Here is a 14,286-nt window from a genome sequence, read left to right on the forward strand (position 1 = left end):
GAGATCCCTGGGGATAAACTGACCCAAACGTAATAAAGAAGTTTGCCCGGCTACGCGGAATGACGGAGGACTGAGCCTGTCACCAGCACCGGTTAAGGGAGAAAGACGCTATAGCTCGCTGCACCAGTGATGCTCACTGGCAAGGATGGCAGACAGGAAAAGCTGGCAAGTAGAGGTTCTGAGGGTAATTCCATTAGTTGTCATCATAATTATTCTCTATTCTCAGCCGCACATTATCTTGTTACACGGAGTGCGATTTGCCCAATATCCTCATCAAGTAAAATTTTCAACTGCGATAGTTGTACCATAGCCAAAAAAAGAAAGCAAACCGCCGTTTTCACAAAAACCATTAAAAAAAAAGTTTAAAAATAAGAAAGTTAAGTAATTTAAAAATAAAAAAAGGCTCAACACGTCGTTGAGCCTTCGTTTAGCGTGGTGCGGGCAAATAATCGTCAAACCCAGACGCGGCGCGGGTTAGGCCGCAGCGCCGCTGACCGCGGTACGTGCCAGTTCGGTGATGCGAGCGTAGTCGCCCTTTTCCAACGCATCGGCCGGAACCAACCAGGAACCGCCGATACACAACACGCTTTTCAGCGCCAGGTAATCACGGTAGTTGTTTGGCGTGATGCCCCCGGTCGGGCAGAAACGCACCTGCGGGAATGGGCCGCCGATCGCCTGCAACGCCTTCACGCCACCGTTGGCTTCCGCCGGGAAGAATTTGAACTCACGCAGCCCGTGATCCATGCCCAGCATCAGCTCTGAAACAGTGCTAATACCCGGGATCAATGGAATCGTGCCTGCAGTTGCGGCCTTCAGCAGCGCGTCCGTCAGGCCGGGGCTGATAGCGAATTGCGCGCCGGCCTCGGTCACTGCCTGCAACTGCTGCGGGTTAATCACCGTACCGGCACCGATAATTGCCTCCGGCACCTCTGCCGCGATAGCGCGGATTGCCTCCATGGCGCAGTCGGTGCGCAATGTGACTTCCAGCACGCGCACACCACCGGCTACCAGCGCCCTGGCCAGCGGCACCGCATGTTCCAGCTTGTTGATCACTATCACCGGAACCACCGGGCCTGCGGTCAGGATCTGTTCTGCGCTGGTTTTCCAGTTTTTCATCGTTACTTCTCCATTACTTACGGGTTATCAATGGCACGCCCCTGCCACAGGGCCCCACGCATTAAAGCGCAGGCGTCCGGCCGTACCCCAAGTGATGTTGCGCCCCGGTACTGCGGGCAAAAAAATGCCGGCAGATAAGCTGCCGGCAGGGTGATTACTCGAACTCGTTCCAGGAACGGCCGTCGCGGGTGATCATCGCTACTGAAGCGACAGGGCCCCAGGTGCCGGATTGGTACGGCTTAGGTGCCTCGTTATCCGCTTTCCACGCGTCCATAATGGAGTCAACCCACTTCCAGGCTTCTTCCACTTCGTCGCGGCGCACGAACAGCGCCTGGATGCCACGCATGGTTTCCAGTAACAGACGCTCATAGGCGTCAGCCACATGCTCCTGGTTGAAGGTTTCAGAGAAACTCAGATCCAGCTTGGTGGTTTGCAGACGGTGCTTGTGATCCAGACCCGGCACCTTGTTCAACACCTGAATTTCGATGCCTTCATCCGGCTGCAGACGAATGGTCAATTTGTTCTGCGGCAACTGCTGGTAAGAATCGCTGAACAGGTTCAATGGCGGGTTCTTGAAGTAGACGACCACTTCAGAACATTTGGTCGGCAGACGCTTACCGGTACGCAGGTAGAATGGCACGCCGGCCCACTGCCAGTTGTCGATATCAACGCGGATTGAGACGAAGGTTTCAGTATTGCTGCTTTTATTCGCCCCTTCCTCTTCCAGATAACCCGGCACCTTTTTGCCCTGCACGAAGCCAGCAGTGTACTGACCACGCACCGTGGTTTCACGTACATTGGTCTGATCGATGCGGCGCAGTGAACGCAGTACCTTCACTTTCTCGTCGCGAATACGGTCAGTCGTCAGATCCGCCGGTGGCGACATGGCAATCATGGTCAGGATTTGCAACAGGTGGTTCTGGATCATGTCGCGCATCTGACCGGCCTGGTCAAAGTAGCCCCAGCGCCCTTCAATACCCACCTCTTCCGCTACGGTGATCTGTACGGAGTCGATGGTGCGGTTATCCCAGTTGGAGGCGAACAACGAGTTGGCGAAACGCAGCGCCAGCAGGTTCAGTACCGTCTCTTTGCCGAGATAATGGTCGATACGATAAACCTGGCTCTCGTTGAAATATTCCGCGACCTGATCGTTGATCACGCGTGAAGAAGCGAGATCGGTGCCCAGCGGTTTTTCCATTACCACGCGCGCCGGTTCGTGGTTCAACTTGGCTTCGCCCAACCCTTTGCAAATCGCGCCAAAGGTGCTTGGCGGCATGGCAAAGTAGTTAATAGTGGTGCGATGTTTCTGGTCCAGCATTTTACCCAATTTGGTAAAATTCTTGCTGTCGTTCACATCCAGGTTGCAGAAATCCAGGCGCGCGCTCAGCGTCGCCCAGAGCTCGTCATCCAGTTTTTCTTTCATAAAGGTGCCAAGCGCTTCCTTGACCACCTTGATATAGGCTTCTTTATCCCACTCGGCACGGCCGACGCCGATGATGCGGGTATCCGGATGGATATGACCGGCTTTCTCTAACTGGTACAGGGAAGGCAACAGCTTACGACGCGCCAAATCGCCTTTCGCGCCGAAAATAACCAGGTCACACGCCTGGGCTGTAGAGGTTACCGCCATGTTCATCTCCTCGTTGCAGGATATTTGTAATTTTCTTACATTACTAATGTACTCTCTTTGACTACGGCCAGTAAACCCGGATCAAAAGTAGAAAAAAAGCCCCAGAAAATGCAGTGTTAAGCGCTACCGGCTCTAAACGTAGGTGCCCGAGCCAAAAACTGTAATTTTCTGTCTTTTTTGATGCTCTTTTACCATTATGAAAGTTAGACACAGGTCATGTTCTGATGAAAAAAGCCTGCATACCCTCTGTCGACACTGCCAACGGTTACCAGCACGTAGTATATTTCCATTAAACCGGCATTGATTTCTCCTTTGATTGAAATCGACATACCCTATGGATTTCAAGTTATAGCAACTGCCATCACCCCGCTGTAGCTTGAAATGCGACGGGTATAAACCATGAGTGACCCTCGTTATATGAATACGCTGGAAAAAATCCAGAGTCATCTGGAGCTGCTGAGCAAATCTGAACGGAAAGTCGCTGAGGTGATCCTGGCCTCCCCGCAGACCGCCATCCACTCCAGTATCGCGACGCTGGCCAGAATGGCAGACGTCAGCGAACCCACCGTCAACCGTTTTTGTCGCCGTCTCGATACCAAAGGCTTCCCCGATTTCAAACTGCATCTTGCCCAAAGCCTGGCCAATGGCACTCCGTACGTAAACCGTAACGTGGAGGAAGATGACAGCGTCGATGCCTATACCGGTAAAATATTCGAATCGGTGATGGCCAGTCTGGATACAGTAAAGGCAAATTTGGATATTGCCGCAATCAATCGTGCGGTTGATCTACTTACCCAGGCAAAAAAAATCTCTTTCTTCGGTTTGGGGGCCTCTGCGGCGGTCGCTCACGACGCGATGAACAAATTTTTTCGCTTTAATATCCCGGTGGTCTACTTCGACGATATCGTCATGCAACGTATGGGCTGCATGAATTCCAGCGAAGGGGACGTAGTGGTGTTAATCTCCCACACCGGTCGTACCAAAAACCTGGTGGAAATGGCGCAGCTGGCGCGTGAAAACGACGCCACGGTTATCGCCATCACCTCACGCGATACCCCTCTGGCGCACGAGGCAACCCTGGCGTTGTTGCTTGATGTTCCCGAAGATACCGACGTTTATATGCCGATGGTGTCACGAATTGCGCAATTAACGCTCATAGACGTGCTCGCCACCGGATTTACCTTGCGCAGAGGGGCCAAATTCAGAGATAACTTGAAGCGGGTCAAGGAAGCGTTGAAAGAATCGCGCTTTGATAAGGGTGTCGTTATCCCCAACAATTTCGACTCGTAACCGATGTGAAAAAACCTGTCGTTCAAGATCATCTGGACGGCGGCATTAGAGGCAGTACCCTGTTAAAACGCTCATGCGGGTAACCCAGGTGAAACATCAGTGTAGTAAAATTACATTTCACTCCAGGTTTCGTTATCCGACGTTATCGCAACACCAATAATTTGCTTCACCAGTCAACGGAGTAATACATGTCCAGACGGCTCAGAAGAACCAAAATTGTTACCACCCTGGGTCCGGCTACTGACCGCGACAATAATCTGGAAAAGATCATTGCCGCAGGCGCAAACGTAGTTCGGCTAAACTTTTCCCACGGCACGGCAGAAGATCATCAGGCTCGCGCCGACAAAGTGCGCGAAATCGCTGCCAAGTTGGGACGTCACGTCGCTATTCTGGGTGACCTGCAAGGGCCGAAAATTCGTGTTTCCACCTTTAAGGAAGGCAAAATCTTCCTTAACATCGGTGATAAATTCCTGCTCGATGCCAACATGGCCAAGGGCGAAGGCGATAAAGAAAAGGTCGGTATCGACTATAAAGGCCTGCCTGCCGACGTGGTGCCGGGCGACGTACTGCTGCTGGACGACGGCCGCGTACAGTTGAAAGTGCTCGAAGTTCAGGGCATGAAAGTCTTTACCGAAGTGACCGTTGGCGGCCCGCTGTCCAACAACAAAGGCATTAACAAACTGGGTGGCGGCCTGTCCGCAGAAGCCCTTACCGAGAAAGACAAAGCCGATATCGTCACCGCAGCAAAAATCGGCGTCGATTATCTGGCGGTTTCCTTCCCGCGCACCGGCGAAGATCTGAACTATGCCCGCCGTCTGGCGCGCGATGCTGGCTGTCACGCCAAGATCGTTTCCAAGGTTGAACGTGCCGAAGCCGTCTGCAGCGACGAAGCCATGGATGACATCATTCTGGCCTCCGACGTAGTGATGGTCGCCCGTGGCGATCTGGGCGTCGAAATCGGCGATCCTGAGCTGGTCGGCATCCAGAAAAAGCTGATCCGCCGTGCTCGCACCCTGAACCGTGCCGTGATCACCGCGACCCAGATGATGGAGTCGATGATCACCAACCCGATGCCGACCCGCGCCGAGGTAATGGACGTGGCGAACGCCGTGCTGGACGGCACCGACGCCGTGATGCTTTCTGCCGAAACCGCCGCGGGTCAATACCCGGCCGAAACCGTAGCCGCAATGGCGCGCGTTTGCCTGGGCGCGGAGAAGATCCCAAGCATCAATGTCTCCAAGCACCGCCTGGACGTACAGTTCGACAACATTGAAGAGGCTATCGCCATGTCTTCAATGTACGCAGCCAACCACCTGAAAGGTGTTACCGCGCTGATTGCCATGACCGAATCCGGCCGTACCGCACTGATGATGTCACGCATCAGCTCCGGCCTGCCTATCTTCGCCATGTCGCGCCATGAACACACGCTGAACCTGACCGCACTCTACCGCGGCGTGACCCCAGTGTACTTCGACAGCCATAACGACGGTGTTATCGCCGCCAATGACGCGGTTAACCGCCTGCGTGATAAAGGCTTCCTGGTCTCGGGTGACCTGGTGATCGTCACCCAGGGTGACGTGATGGAAACCGTTGGCACCACCAACACCAGCCGTATTCTGCGCGTCGAGTAATCTGTCCTGCCGCCGGCCGTTAACGCGGTCGGCATTTTTTCCCGCACCGCCCTTTCCCCCTGTTAAACTCGTCGCCTGTCGCCACCATGGCAAACGGAGAGGCTTCGATGCTTCATCAACACCCACAGCAAAACCGCACGGCACAAAGTCTGGATCTGGACGGTCAGGGGCTGGAAAATCTGGACGATACCTGTCTACAAGGCAACTCACTGCTAAAAATCAGTCTGTATAACAATCGGCTTCGGCAATTCCCACGGCAGATTTTGCAGCATGCCGATCTGCAGGTGTTGAACATCTCTTGCAACCAACTCAGCGAACTGCCAACTGAAATAGGCCTGTTGAAACAGCTGGCCATGCTCGATTGCGGCCATAACCAGGCCAACCAGATACCGGCTGGGATCGGTGAGCTGCGTGAACTGACTTATTTATACCTCAGCGATAACGCCTTTCGCGATCTGCCCCTCGAACTGGGGCGGTTACATAAACTGCGGTATTTGAATGCGACAGATAACCAACTGAGCGAATTGCCTACGGCAATCGTGCAACTCGACGCGCTGCAGGAACTGCGGCTTTACAATAACCAGATTGCCTCGTTGCCTGAGACATTCGGCCAGTTGACCGCCCTGCGGGAACTGCACCTGATGAATAATCGTCTGGTTGCACTACCAGAGCAAATAGCCCAGCTCTCTGCGCTGAGGGTGCTGGATGTGGAAAATAACGCTATCAGCCAGCTGCCAACCACTTTGGGTCGGCTGGCCAACCTGACTCACCTCAACCTCAGAACCAACCGCCTGCAACAGCTACCGACGTCTTTTGGTCAGCTTAAGGCACTGACCACGTTGGATCTGCGCGCTAACCGCCTAAGCGCCCTGCCTGACAGCCTGGCCGAGTTAACCCAGTTACAGCGGTTGGATCTGCGCTGGAACAACTTTGCCGAAATGCCTGCCGTGCTGGAGCCGCTGATTGCCCAAGGTTGCCTGGTGCATATTTGAACCGCCAGAAACAGCAAGGGCCAGTCACCCGCAGATGACTGGCCCTTGGCCCGACGCCAAAACTGAGCTTAGCGGTATAAATCGTCGCGTGAATAGGGTTCGATTTCCCCTTCTTTGCGCGTTTTCAGCAGCTTGAGGATCCAGGTGTACTGTTCCGGGTTGGGACCTACCAGATTCTCCACTTCTTCATTCATCCGGCGGGCAATGGTGCGATCGTCGGCCGTCGCCAGGTCGTCCATCGGCGGTCGTATATGGATATCCAGCATGCTGGTTTTGCCGTCATAGACCGGGAACAGCGGCACAATGGCCGCACGACAGACCTTCATCAGACGCCCGACCGCAGGCAGCGTAGCTTTATAGGTCGCAAAGAAATCCACGAATTCGCTGTGTTCTGCTCCGTGATCCTGGTCCGGCAAATAATAGCCCCAATACCCCTGACGCACAGAACTGATAAACGGCTTGATGCCGTCATTGCGCGCGTGCATGCGACCGCCGAACTTGCGACGTACGGTGTTCCACAGATAATCGACCAGTGGGTTGCTTTGGTTATGGAACATCGCCGCCATCGGCTGACCACGAGCTGCCATCAGCATCGCCGGAACATCCACCGCCCACCCGTGTGGTACCAGGAAAATCACGTTACGCCCTTCTTCACGGATTTTATCCAGCACTTCTTCACCGTGCCAGCGAACGCGCTTCAACACTTTCTCAGGTTGGGTACAGGCCAGCTCCGCCATCAAGATCATCGATTGCGGTGCGGTGGCGAACATCTCGTCGATGATATGTTCACGCTCATTTTCGGGCAGCTCAGGCAGGCAGTACAACAGATTGATGCGCGCACGGCGTCGAGCGCCTTTTGCCACCTTGCCGGCCAGTTTACCTACGGCGCCGAGCACCGGATCGCGCAGACGTGCAGGCACCAGTGAAATACCGGCCATTAACCCGGTTCCCAGCCAAACGCCCCAGTAGCGCGGATGGTAAAAGGCTTTCTGAAATTGCGGAATGAACTCTAGGTTCGATTTTTTCTCGTTTTGCATGCACAAGCTCTTAACATAGCGGTTCGGCTAATCATAATTGCAAAGGGTGATTTTGCAATTCACAACGGCGAAGCACCAATATAAAACAACATCGGCCCGTAATCAGGCCGATGGAATCACTGGCGCGGTAACGCGCCGGGGCAAAGGGATCAATCCAGCTGCAGCTGAGGCACCACTTCTTTCACCTGCGCCAGATAATCGCTGCGATCTTTACCGCTTAGCCCTTCTGAACGCGGCAGTTTCGCCGTCAGCGGGTTGACCGCCTGCTGGTTGGTCCACATTTCGAAGTGCAGATGCGGGCCGGTTGAGCGCCCGGTGTTGCCGGATAGCGCGATGCGATCACCCCGTTTCACCTTCTGGCCTGGCTTAACCAACAGCTTTTTCAGGTGCATATAACGCGTGGTGTACTGGCGACCATGGCGGATGGCCACGTAGTTGCCCGCGGCACCGCTGCGTTTGGCGATCAACACTTCACCGTCGCCCACTGCCAGCACCGGAGTACCGACCGGCATCGCGAAGTCGACGCCTTTGTGCGGCGCAATGCGCCCGGTGACCGGATTCACCCGGCGTGGGTTGAAGTTTGAAGAGATGCGGAACTGCTTCATGGTTGGGAAACGCATGAAGCCGCGCGCCAGGCCCGAGCCCTGACGATCGTAGAATTTACCGTCTTCGGCACGGATGGCGTAATAGTCTTTGCCGCCGGTGCGCATACGCACGCCCAGCAGCTGACTTTGTGCGCTCTTACCGTCAAAATGTTCGCGGGACATCAATACCGAGAACTGATCCCCTTTGCGCAGTTTGCGGAAATCCAACTGCCACTGCAGCGCTTTGATCACCGCATTGATTTCAGCACGGCTCAGACCGGCATCGCCGGCGCTGCTGACGAAGCTGCCGTTCAGACGACCGCTGATCACATTGTTGCGCCATTCGCCCTGCTGCGACTCCTGGGTTTCTTTGAAGTTGTTACCTACGCGGTCATAGGTGCGGGTTTCACGCCGGGAAACTTCCCAGGTCAAACGCTGCAGATCGCCGGCATCGTTCACCGTCCATGACAGCTGCTGGCCAATTTTCAGATTACGCAGATCGCGGTTTTGCGATGCCAACAGCGTGACATCCGACATATCTATGCCGTATTGGGTCAGAATGCTGCCCAGCGTATCACCGGTAGAAACAACATATTCATGCACGCCATCCTCGCCGGCGACCTTTTGGTCCAGCTCATCCTGTGGGATGTCATCATCGGGGGTGGCTTGGTCGAGATCGATCGGTTCGCTGGCTTCTGGCAGCAAGGATCGTAACTGGCTGGATTCTAACTCAATGCTTTTAACGATGGGGTTATGTTCTGGGTGATAAACAAAAGGCCGCCAGACGGCAACGGCCAATGTAACCACTGTCAGCGACCCCAGCATGACGCGGTGGGGCCGTGGCAGATTGTTATACGCCAGAGCGATAGTTCGGACTATCTGCTGCACTCGATTTTATCCTCATAATCTTTACTTCAGGCAGCTCACGTACTGGTTTGACAGCTGAGTCAGGAAGTTCCCGTAGCTGTCTTTCCCCAGTGCGATGCCGGTGCCCAGCGGGTCCAGCGTTCCAGAACGCACTTTGGTCCCTTTGGCAACGGCATTGATTACGGCCGGCCTGAATTGTGGCTCAGCAAAAACGCAGACTGCTTTCTGCTCAACCAACTGTGTTCGAATTTGGTGTAAGCGCTGTGCTCCAGGTTGGATTTCGGGATTCACGGTGAAATGGCCCAGCGGGCTCAAACCGAAATGTTTCTCAAAATAGCCGTAAGCATCATGAAAAACAAAATATCCTTTGCCTTGCACAGGCTTGAGCATGTTACCAACATTTTTGTCAGTTTGCGTCAGTAGATTCTCGAACTGGCGCAGGTTTGCGTCTAATTTGTCCTTATTCTGTGGCATAAGTTCCAATAACCTGTCGTGAATCGCGATCGCGGTCACTTTTGCCACTTCCGGAGACAGCCAAACGTGCATGTTATATTCGCCATGATGGTGCCCATCGCCCTCATCGTGATCGGCATGATTATGCGCATCCGTTGCATGATCATGGTCGTGTTCATGCTCATGATCGTCGTCTTCGCCCTTCATCAACAGCGGTTTTACTCCGCTCAGTTCGCTGATGGCCAATTGACGATTAGCCGACACCGGCGTTAGGGATTTTGTCAGAAAAGCTTCCATATCCGGGCCTACCCACACCACCAGATCGGCGGCACGCAGGCGTTGGATATCGGAAGGTCGCAAGGCGAAATCGTGCGGCGAGGCGCCATCCGGCAGCAGCACCTCGGTCGGCGTTACGCCATCGGCGATAGCGGAGGCGATAAAGCCCAGTGGGCGAATGGATGTCACTACCGCCGCAGAGGCGCTGCTCAGCGGTCCGGCCATCATCAGTGCGCTAGCCAGCAACGTGCGCTGCAGCCATTTATTTTTATGTGCCATTATCAGTAATCCCGTCGTTTTCATCAGCGAGGCGTGATATTATAACATTCGGTTAGTTCTGCAAAATGTAATCATGAGATGTCCACACTGACAACGCTAAAAAATATCTCCGTCTCCTTTGGTAACCGTAAGGTGCTGTCGAATATTTCGCTCAGCCTTCAACCGGGCCGTATTCTGACGCTGCTCGGCCCAAACGGCGCGGGCAAATCCACGCTGGTGCGCGTGGTACTCGGGCTGGTTGCGCCAACGGAAGGTACGCTGGAACGCGAACCGGGCCTGCGTATCGGTTATGTGCCGCAAAAACTGCACCTCGACGCCACCCTGCCACTCACCGTAAGCCGCTTTATGCGCTTGAAACCCGGCGTCAAGAAAGCCGATATTCTGCCCGCGCTGAAACGCGTGCACGCAGCGCACCTGCTCGATCAGCCGATGCAAAAACTCTCAGGCGGCGAGAATCAGCGCGTACTGCTCGCGCGGGCGCTGCTGAACAAACCGCAACTGCTGGTGCTGGATGAGCCAACACAAGGGGTTGACGTCAACGGCCAACTGGCGCTGTACGATCTTATCGACCAACTGCGCAAAGAACTGGGTTGCGCGGTGCTGATGGTGTCCCATGACCTGCATCTGGTGATGGCGAAAACCGATGAAGTGCTGTGCCTCAACCAACACATCTGCTGTTCCGGCGCACCGGAAGTGGTCTCGATGCATCCTGAATTCATCGCCATGTTCGGCAACCGCGGTGCAGAGCAATTGGCGGTCTATCGTCACCACCATAATCACCGTCACGACCTGCAAGGACGAATTGTGTTGAAGAAAACCGGGGGCCGTGAGGCATGATCGAACTGTTATTACCCGGCTGGCTGGCCGGGGTGTTGTTGGCCGCCGCCGCCGGTCCATTAGGCTCCTTTGTGGTCTGGCGCCGGATGTCCTATTTTGGCGATACCCTGGCACACGCCTCTTTGCTGGGTGTGGCCTTCGGGCTGCTGCTGGACGTAAATCCTTTCTATGCGGTGATTGCCGTGACGCTGGTGCTGGCGCTGGTGCTGGTGTGGCTGGAGCGTCGTCCGCAACTTTCCGTTGACACCCTGCTCGGTATTATGGCGCACAGTGCGCTGTCGTTGGGGTTGGTGGTGGTGGCGCTGATGTCCAACGTGCGGGTCGATCTGATGGCCTATCTGTTTGGCGACCTGCTGTCGGTTACCTTCACCGATATCTGGATGATTGCCATTGGGGTCAGCGTCGTACTGTTGATCCTGTGGTGGCAGTGGCGCAACCTGCTTTCGATGACCGTCAGCCCAGAGCTGGCACATGTTGACGGGGTCAATCTGGTCCGTGCTCGTACCGTACTGATGCTGGTTACCGCCCTGACCATTGGTCTGGCGATGAAATTCGTCGGCGCGCTGATCATCACCTCACTGCTGATCATTCCGGCCGCTACCGCACGGCGCTTCGCCCGAACCCCTGAGCAAATGGCCGCCTACGCGGTGCTGGTGGGTGTGCTGGCAGTGACCGGTGGATTGGCCTTCTCGGCATTTTACGATACCCCGGCCGGCCCATCGGTGGTACTGAGTGCGGCGGTGCTGTTCGTCCTGAGCTTGTCCAGGAAGCAGCAAGCCTGACCTCCCTCTCCCAGATAGCAAAAGGGCCGCAATTAGCGGCCCTTTTTAATGCGGATTACGGCGTAATATTTACTCTTCGCGCACCATGCCAAAGTGCTTATAGGCATGATTGGTGGCCATGCGCCCGCGCGGCGTGCGTTGGATGAAACCTTGCTGGATCAGAAACGGCTCGATCACGTCCTCGATAGTTTCCCTTTCCTCGCCGATCGCTGCCGCCAGGTTATCCAGGCCCACAGGGCCGCCGGTGAACTTGTCGATTATCGCCAGCAACAGTTTGCGGTCCATGTAATCGAAGCCTTCGGCGTCAACGTTCAACATATCCAGCGCCTGCATCGCCACCTCGCCATTGATCACGCCATTGGCGCGGACTTCGGCAAAATCGCGTACCCGACGCAGCAAACGGTTGGCGATACGCGGTGTACCGCGCGCACGGCGAGCCACTTCATGTGCGCCCTCGTCCGACAGATCCAGCCCCAGACAGTTAGCGCTGCGTGAAACGATGTGCTGCAGATCGGCAACCTGATAAAACTCCAGACGCTGCACAATGCCGAAGCGATCGCGCAGTGGCGAAGTCAGGGAACCGGCGCGGGTGGTTGCCCCCACCAGCGTGAACGGCGGCAAATCGAGTTTGATCGAGCGTGCTGCTGGGCCTTCACCGATCATGATATCCAGTTGGTAATCTTCCATCGCCGGATACAGCACTTCTTCCACTACCGGAGACAGACGGTGGATTTCATCGATAAAAAGGACGTCGTGCGGTTCCAGGTTGGTCAGCATCGCCGCCAGATCGCCCGCCTTTTCCAGCACCGGCCCGGAGGTGGTGCGCAGGTTAACGCCCATTTCATTGGCAACGATGTTGGCCAGCGTGGTTTTCCCCAACCCGGGCGGGCCGAAGATCAGCAAATGGTCCAGAGCGTCGCCACGCTGCTTGGCAGCCTGAATAAAGATTTCCATCTGCTCGCGGACATGCGGCTGACCGACATACTCCGTCAGCAGCTTCGGCCGGATGGCGCGATCAAGAATTTCTTCTTCATTGATCGGCTCGGCAGAAATCAGGCGATCGGCTTCAATCATTCTCTACCCCTTATCGGCGCTTACAGCGCGGCACGCAGCGCGTCGCGGATCAGGGTTTCGCAATCTGCACCCGGCTTGGCGATTTTACTGACCATGCGACTGGCCTCCTGCGGTTTGTAGCCCAGCGCCACCAGCGCAGAGGCCGCTTCGGCTTCCGCATCCAGTTCGGCCGCCTTCGCCGCTGTGGCAGGAAGCGTGATTTCACTGCTGCTGTTGAACAGATCGCCATTAAGCCCTTTGAAGCGGTCTTTCATTTCGACCACCAGGCGCTCTGCGGTTTTCTTGCCTACGCCCGGCAATTTTATCAGCGACGTGATCTCTTCACGCTCAACCGCGCTGACAAACTGCTGCGCTGACATGCCGGACAGAATGGCCAGCGCCAGCTTAGGGCCAACGCCGTTCACTTTAATCAGTTCGCGAAACAGCGCGCGCTCTTGTTTATCGTTGAAGCCATACAGCAGTTGGGCATCTTCGCGCACCACAAATTGGGTAAACACGATAGCCTCTTGCCCCAGCTCGGGCAGTTCATAAAAGCAGGTCATCGGCATATGCACTTCATAGCCCACGCCGTTTGCCTCCAGTAATACCAGTGGCGGTTGCTTTTCCAGAATATAACCTCTGAGACGACCTATCATTTACCCTCCTGCTGAATTCCTGAGCATGACCTTCTGCCATGCCGTGCTGCTAAAGCTTATAACATAAAAAAGGCTGGATGAATATCCAGCCTCATACTGCTGACAAAGTCCTCTATATTTAACATCAGCGATCTGAGTGCTAATAAAAACAAAGGATGATGTCTACAGGTTTACCCCAAACATCCGAAAACCACGCTTTTCGGGTGTTTGTTATCAAACTAAGGCTGGATGAATATCCAGCCTCGGAACTGATTAAGCGTTACTTTAAACGTCCACGCGCCAGGTTCAATCGCCCTTCGCTCATCCGCAGCACGTTTTGGCTGAGGTGACAGTGGGTAATGGCGATCGCCAGCGCATCGGCGGCATCGGCCTGAGGATTGGCCGACAGCTTAAGCAGCGAGCGCACCATATGCTGCACCTGTGCTTTTTCGGCCGCGCCGGTACCGACCACCGTTTGTTTAACCTGACGTGCCGCATACTCAAACACTTCCAAATTCTGGTTCACGGCAGCAACAATAGCCACGCCGCGCGCCTGCCCAAGCTTGAGCGCCGAATCCGGGTTTTTCGCCATAAACACCTGTTCAATAGCGAAAAAGTCTGGTTTAAACTGGGTAATGATTTCACTGACGCCCGCATAAATCAGCTTTAAGCGCGTCGGCATGTCATCCACTACGGTACGAATACAGCCGCTGGCAATATAGCTCAACTGGCGGCCCTGCTGACGAATCAGGCCGTAACCGGTGACGCGCGATCCGGGATCGATACCGAGTATGATCGTCATCCCTACACCCACCTTGCGTTAA

At 55.0% G+C, this 14,286-nt stretch carries 13 protein-coding genes; 5 read left to right on the forward strand and 8 right to left on the reverse strand.

The genetic code is table 11. The annotated features are described in order from the left end of the window. Nucleotides 1–474: 474 nt before the first annotated feature. Together H0S68_RS13755 and zwf are read right to left on the reverse strand one after the other, a co-directional pair. Nucleotides 475–1,116: a bifunctional 4-hydroxy-2-oxoglutarate aldolase/2-dehydro-3-deoxy-phosphogluconate aldolase gene (locus tag H0S68_RS13755; RefSeq protein WP_046373349.1), complete on the reverse strand. Its 642-nt coding sequence runs from the start codon at nucleotides 1,114–1,116 to the stop codon at nucleotides 475–477. 154 nt (nucleotides 1,117–1,270) lie between these two features. Further along, the gene (gene zwf, locus H0S68_RS13760) at nucleotides 1,271–2,746 is read right to left on the reverse strand and encodes a glucose-6-phosphate dehydrogenase (protein ID WP_020827252.1); all 1,476 of its coding nucleotides are present in this window, start codon (nucleotides 2,744–2,746) and stop codon (nucleotides 1,271–1,273) included. Nucleotides 2,747–3,163: 417 nt separating this feature from the next. Here zwf and H0S68_RS13765 point away from each other — a divergent pair, with 417 nt between their 5' ends. The 3 genes from H0S68_RS13765 (at nucleotide 3,164) to H0S68_RS13775 (ending at nucleotide 6,659) form a co-directional block, all read left to right on the forward strand. Next, nucleotides 3,164–4,036, forward strand: coding sequence for a MurR/RpiR family transcriptional regulator (locus H0S68_RS13765; protein WP_020827253.1), 873 nt, complete (start codon nucleotides 3,164–3,166; stop codon nucleotides 4,034–4,036). A 188-nt stretch (nucleotides 4,037–4,224) separates the two neighbouring features. Then, nucleotides 4,225–5,667: a pyruvate kinase gene (pyk, locus tag H0S68_RS13770; RefSeq protein ID WP_020827254.1), complete on the forward strand. Its 1,443-nt coding sequence runs from the start codon at nucleotides 4,225–4,227 to the stop codon at nucleotides 5,665–5,667. 107 nt (nucleotides 5,668–5,774) lie between these two features. Further along, the gene (locus H0S68_RS13775) at nucleotides 5,775–6,659 is read left to right on the forward strand and encodes a leucine-rich repeat domain-containing protein (RefSeq protein WP_410528773.1); all 885 of its coding nucleotides are present in this window, start codon (nucleotides 5,775–5,777) and stop codon (nucleotides 6,657–6,659) included. A gap of 68 nt (nucleotides 6,660–6,727) precedes the next feature. Here H0S68_RS13775 and lpxM read toward each other — a convergent pair whose 3' ends face one another. From lpxM to znuA, 3 genes are all read right to left on the reverse strand, one after another. Continuing rightward, nucleotides 6,728–7,696 carry a lauroyl-Kdo(2)-lipid IV(A) myristoyltransferase gene (gene lpxM, locus H0S68_RS13780; protein ID WP_020827256.1) on the reverse strand — a complete coding sequence of 323 codons (969 nt, stop codon included), beginning with the start codon at nucleotides 7,694–7,696 and terminating at the stop codon, nucleotides 6,728–6,730. A gap of 149 nt (nucleotides 7,697–7,845) precedes the next feature. Further along, entirely contained in the window at nucleotides 7,846–9,168 is a 1,323-nt protein-coding gene (gene mepM, locus H0S68_RS13785) for a murein DD-endopeptidase MepM (protein ID WP_041414635.1), read from the reverse strand. A gap of 21 nt (nucleotides 9,169–9,189) precedes the next feature. Continuing rightward, nucleotides 9,190–10,155, reverse strand: coding sequence for a zinc ABC transporter substrate-binding protein ZnuA (gene znuA, locus H0S68_RS13790; RefSeq protein WP_046373347.1), 966 nt, complete (start codon nucleotides 10,153–10,155; stop codon nucleotides 9,190–9,192). A 78-nt stretch (nucleotides 10,156–10,233) separates the two neighbouring features. Between znuA and znuC the strand changes: the two genes are divergently transcribed. Both znuC and znuB read left to right on the forward strand, forming a co-directional pair. Then, nucleotides 10,234–10,992: a zinc ABC transporter ATP-binding protein ZnuC gene (gene znuC, locus H0S68_RS13795; protein ID WP_020827259.1), complete on the forward strand. Its 759-nt coding sequence runs from the start codon at nucleotides 10,234–10,236 to the stop codon at nucleotides 10,990–10,992. Next, entirely contained in the window at nucleotides 10,989–11,774 is a 786-nt protein-coding gene (gene znuB, locus H0S68_RS13800; protein ID WP_020827260.1) for a zinc ABC transporter permease subunit ZnuB, read from the forward strand. Before znuC ends, znuB begins: the two co-directional genes overlap by 4 nt. A 69-nt stretch (nucleotides 11,775–11,843) precedes the next feature. Here the strand turns inward: znuB and ruvB are convergent, their stop codons facing one another. The 3 genes from ruvB to ruvC form a co-directional block, all read right to left on the reverse strand. Continuing rightward, entirely contained in the window at nucleotides 11,844–12,848 is a 1,005-nt protein-coding gene (gene ruvB / locus H0S68_RS13805) for a Holliday junction branch migration DNA helicase RuvB (RefSeq protein WP_020827261.1), read from the reverse strand. Between the two features lie 20 nt (nucleotides 12,849–12,868). Then, nucleotides 12,869–13,483, reverse strand: coding sequence for a Holliday junction branch migration protein RuvA (ruvA, locus tag H0S68_RS13810; protein ID WP_020827262.1), 615 nt, complete (start codon nucleotides 13,481–13,483; stop codon nucleotides 12,869–12,871). A gap of 259 nt (nucleotides 13,484–13,742) precedes the next feature. Next, nucleotides 13,743–14,264 carry a crossover junction endodeoxyribonuclease RuvC gene (gene ruvC / locus H0S68_RS13815; RefSeq protein WP_020827263.1) on the reverse strand — a complete coding sequence of 174 codons (522 nt, stop codon included), beginning with the start codon at nucleotides 14,262–14,264 and terminating at the stop codon, nucleotides 13,743–13,745. Nucleotides 14,265–14,286 lie beyond the last annotated feature (22 nt).

The sequence above is a fragment of the Serratia sp. AXJ-M genome (assembly GCF_046531865.1).
GTDB lineage: Bacteria > Pseudomonadota > Gammaproteobacteria > Enterobacterales > Enterobacteriaceae > Serratia > Serratia liquefaciens.

What these genes read in the sequence shown, in the direction of transcription:
- H0S68_RS13755 (WP_046373349.1), bottom strand. Translation starts at nt 1,116, where the DNA reads ATGAAAAACTGGAAAACCAGCGCAGAACAGATCCTGACCGCAGGCCCG.
- zwf (WP_020827252.1), bottom strand. Translation starts at nt 2,746, where the DNA reads ATGGCGGTAACCTCTACAGCCCAGGCGTGTGACCTGGTTATTTTCGGC.
- H0S68_RS13765 (WP_020827253.1), top strand. Translation starts at nt 3,164, where the DNA reads ATGAATACGCTGGAAAAAATCCAGAGTCATCTGGAGCTGCTGAGCAAA.
- pyk (WP_020827254.1), top strand. Translation starts at nt 4,225, where the DNA reads ATGTCCAGACGGCTCAGAAGAACCAAAATTGTTACCACCCTGGGTCCG.
- H0S68_RS13775 (WP_410528773.1), top strand. Translation starts at nt 5,775, where the DNA reads ATGCTTCATCAACACCCACAGCAAAACCGCACGGCACAAAGTCTGGAT.
- lpxM (WP_020827256.1), bottom strand. Translation starts at nt 7,696, where the DNA reads ATGCAAAACGAGAAAAAATCGAACCTAGAGTTCATTCCGCAATTTCAG.
- znuA (WP_046373347.1), bottom strand. Translation starts at nt 10,155, where the DNA reads ATGGCACATAAAAATAAATGGCTGCAGCGCACGTTGCTGGCTAGCGCA.
- znuC (WP_020827259.1), top strand. Translation starts at nt 10,234, where the DNA reads ATGTCCACACTGACAACGCTAAAAAATATCTCCGTCTCCTTTGGTAAC.
- znuB (WP_020827260.1), top strand. Translation starts at nt 10,989, where the DNA reads ATGATCGAACTGTTATTACCCGGCTGGCTGGCCGGGGTGTTGTTGGCC.
- ruvB (WP_020827261.1), bottom strand. Translation starts at nt 12,848, where the DNA reads ATGATTGAAGCCGATCGCCTGATTTCTGCCGAGCCGATCAATGAAGAA.
- ruvA (WP_020827262.1), bottom strand. Translation starts at nt 13,483, where the DNA reads ATGATAGGTCGTCTCAGAGGTTATATTCTGGAAAAGCAACCGCCACTG.
- ruvC (WP_020827263.1), bottom strand. Translation starts at nt 14,264, where the DNA reads ATGACGATCATACTCGGTATCGATCCCGGATCGCGCGTCACCGGTTAC.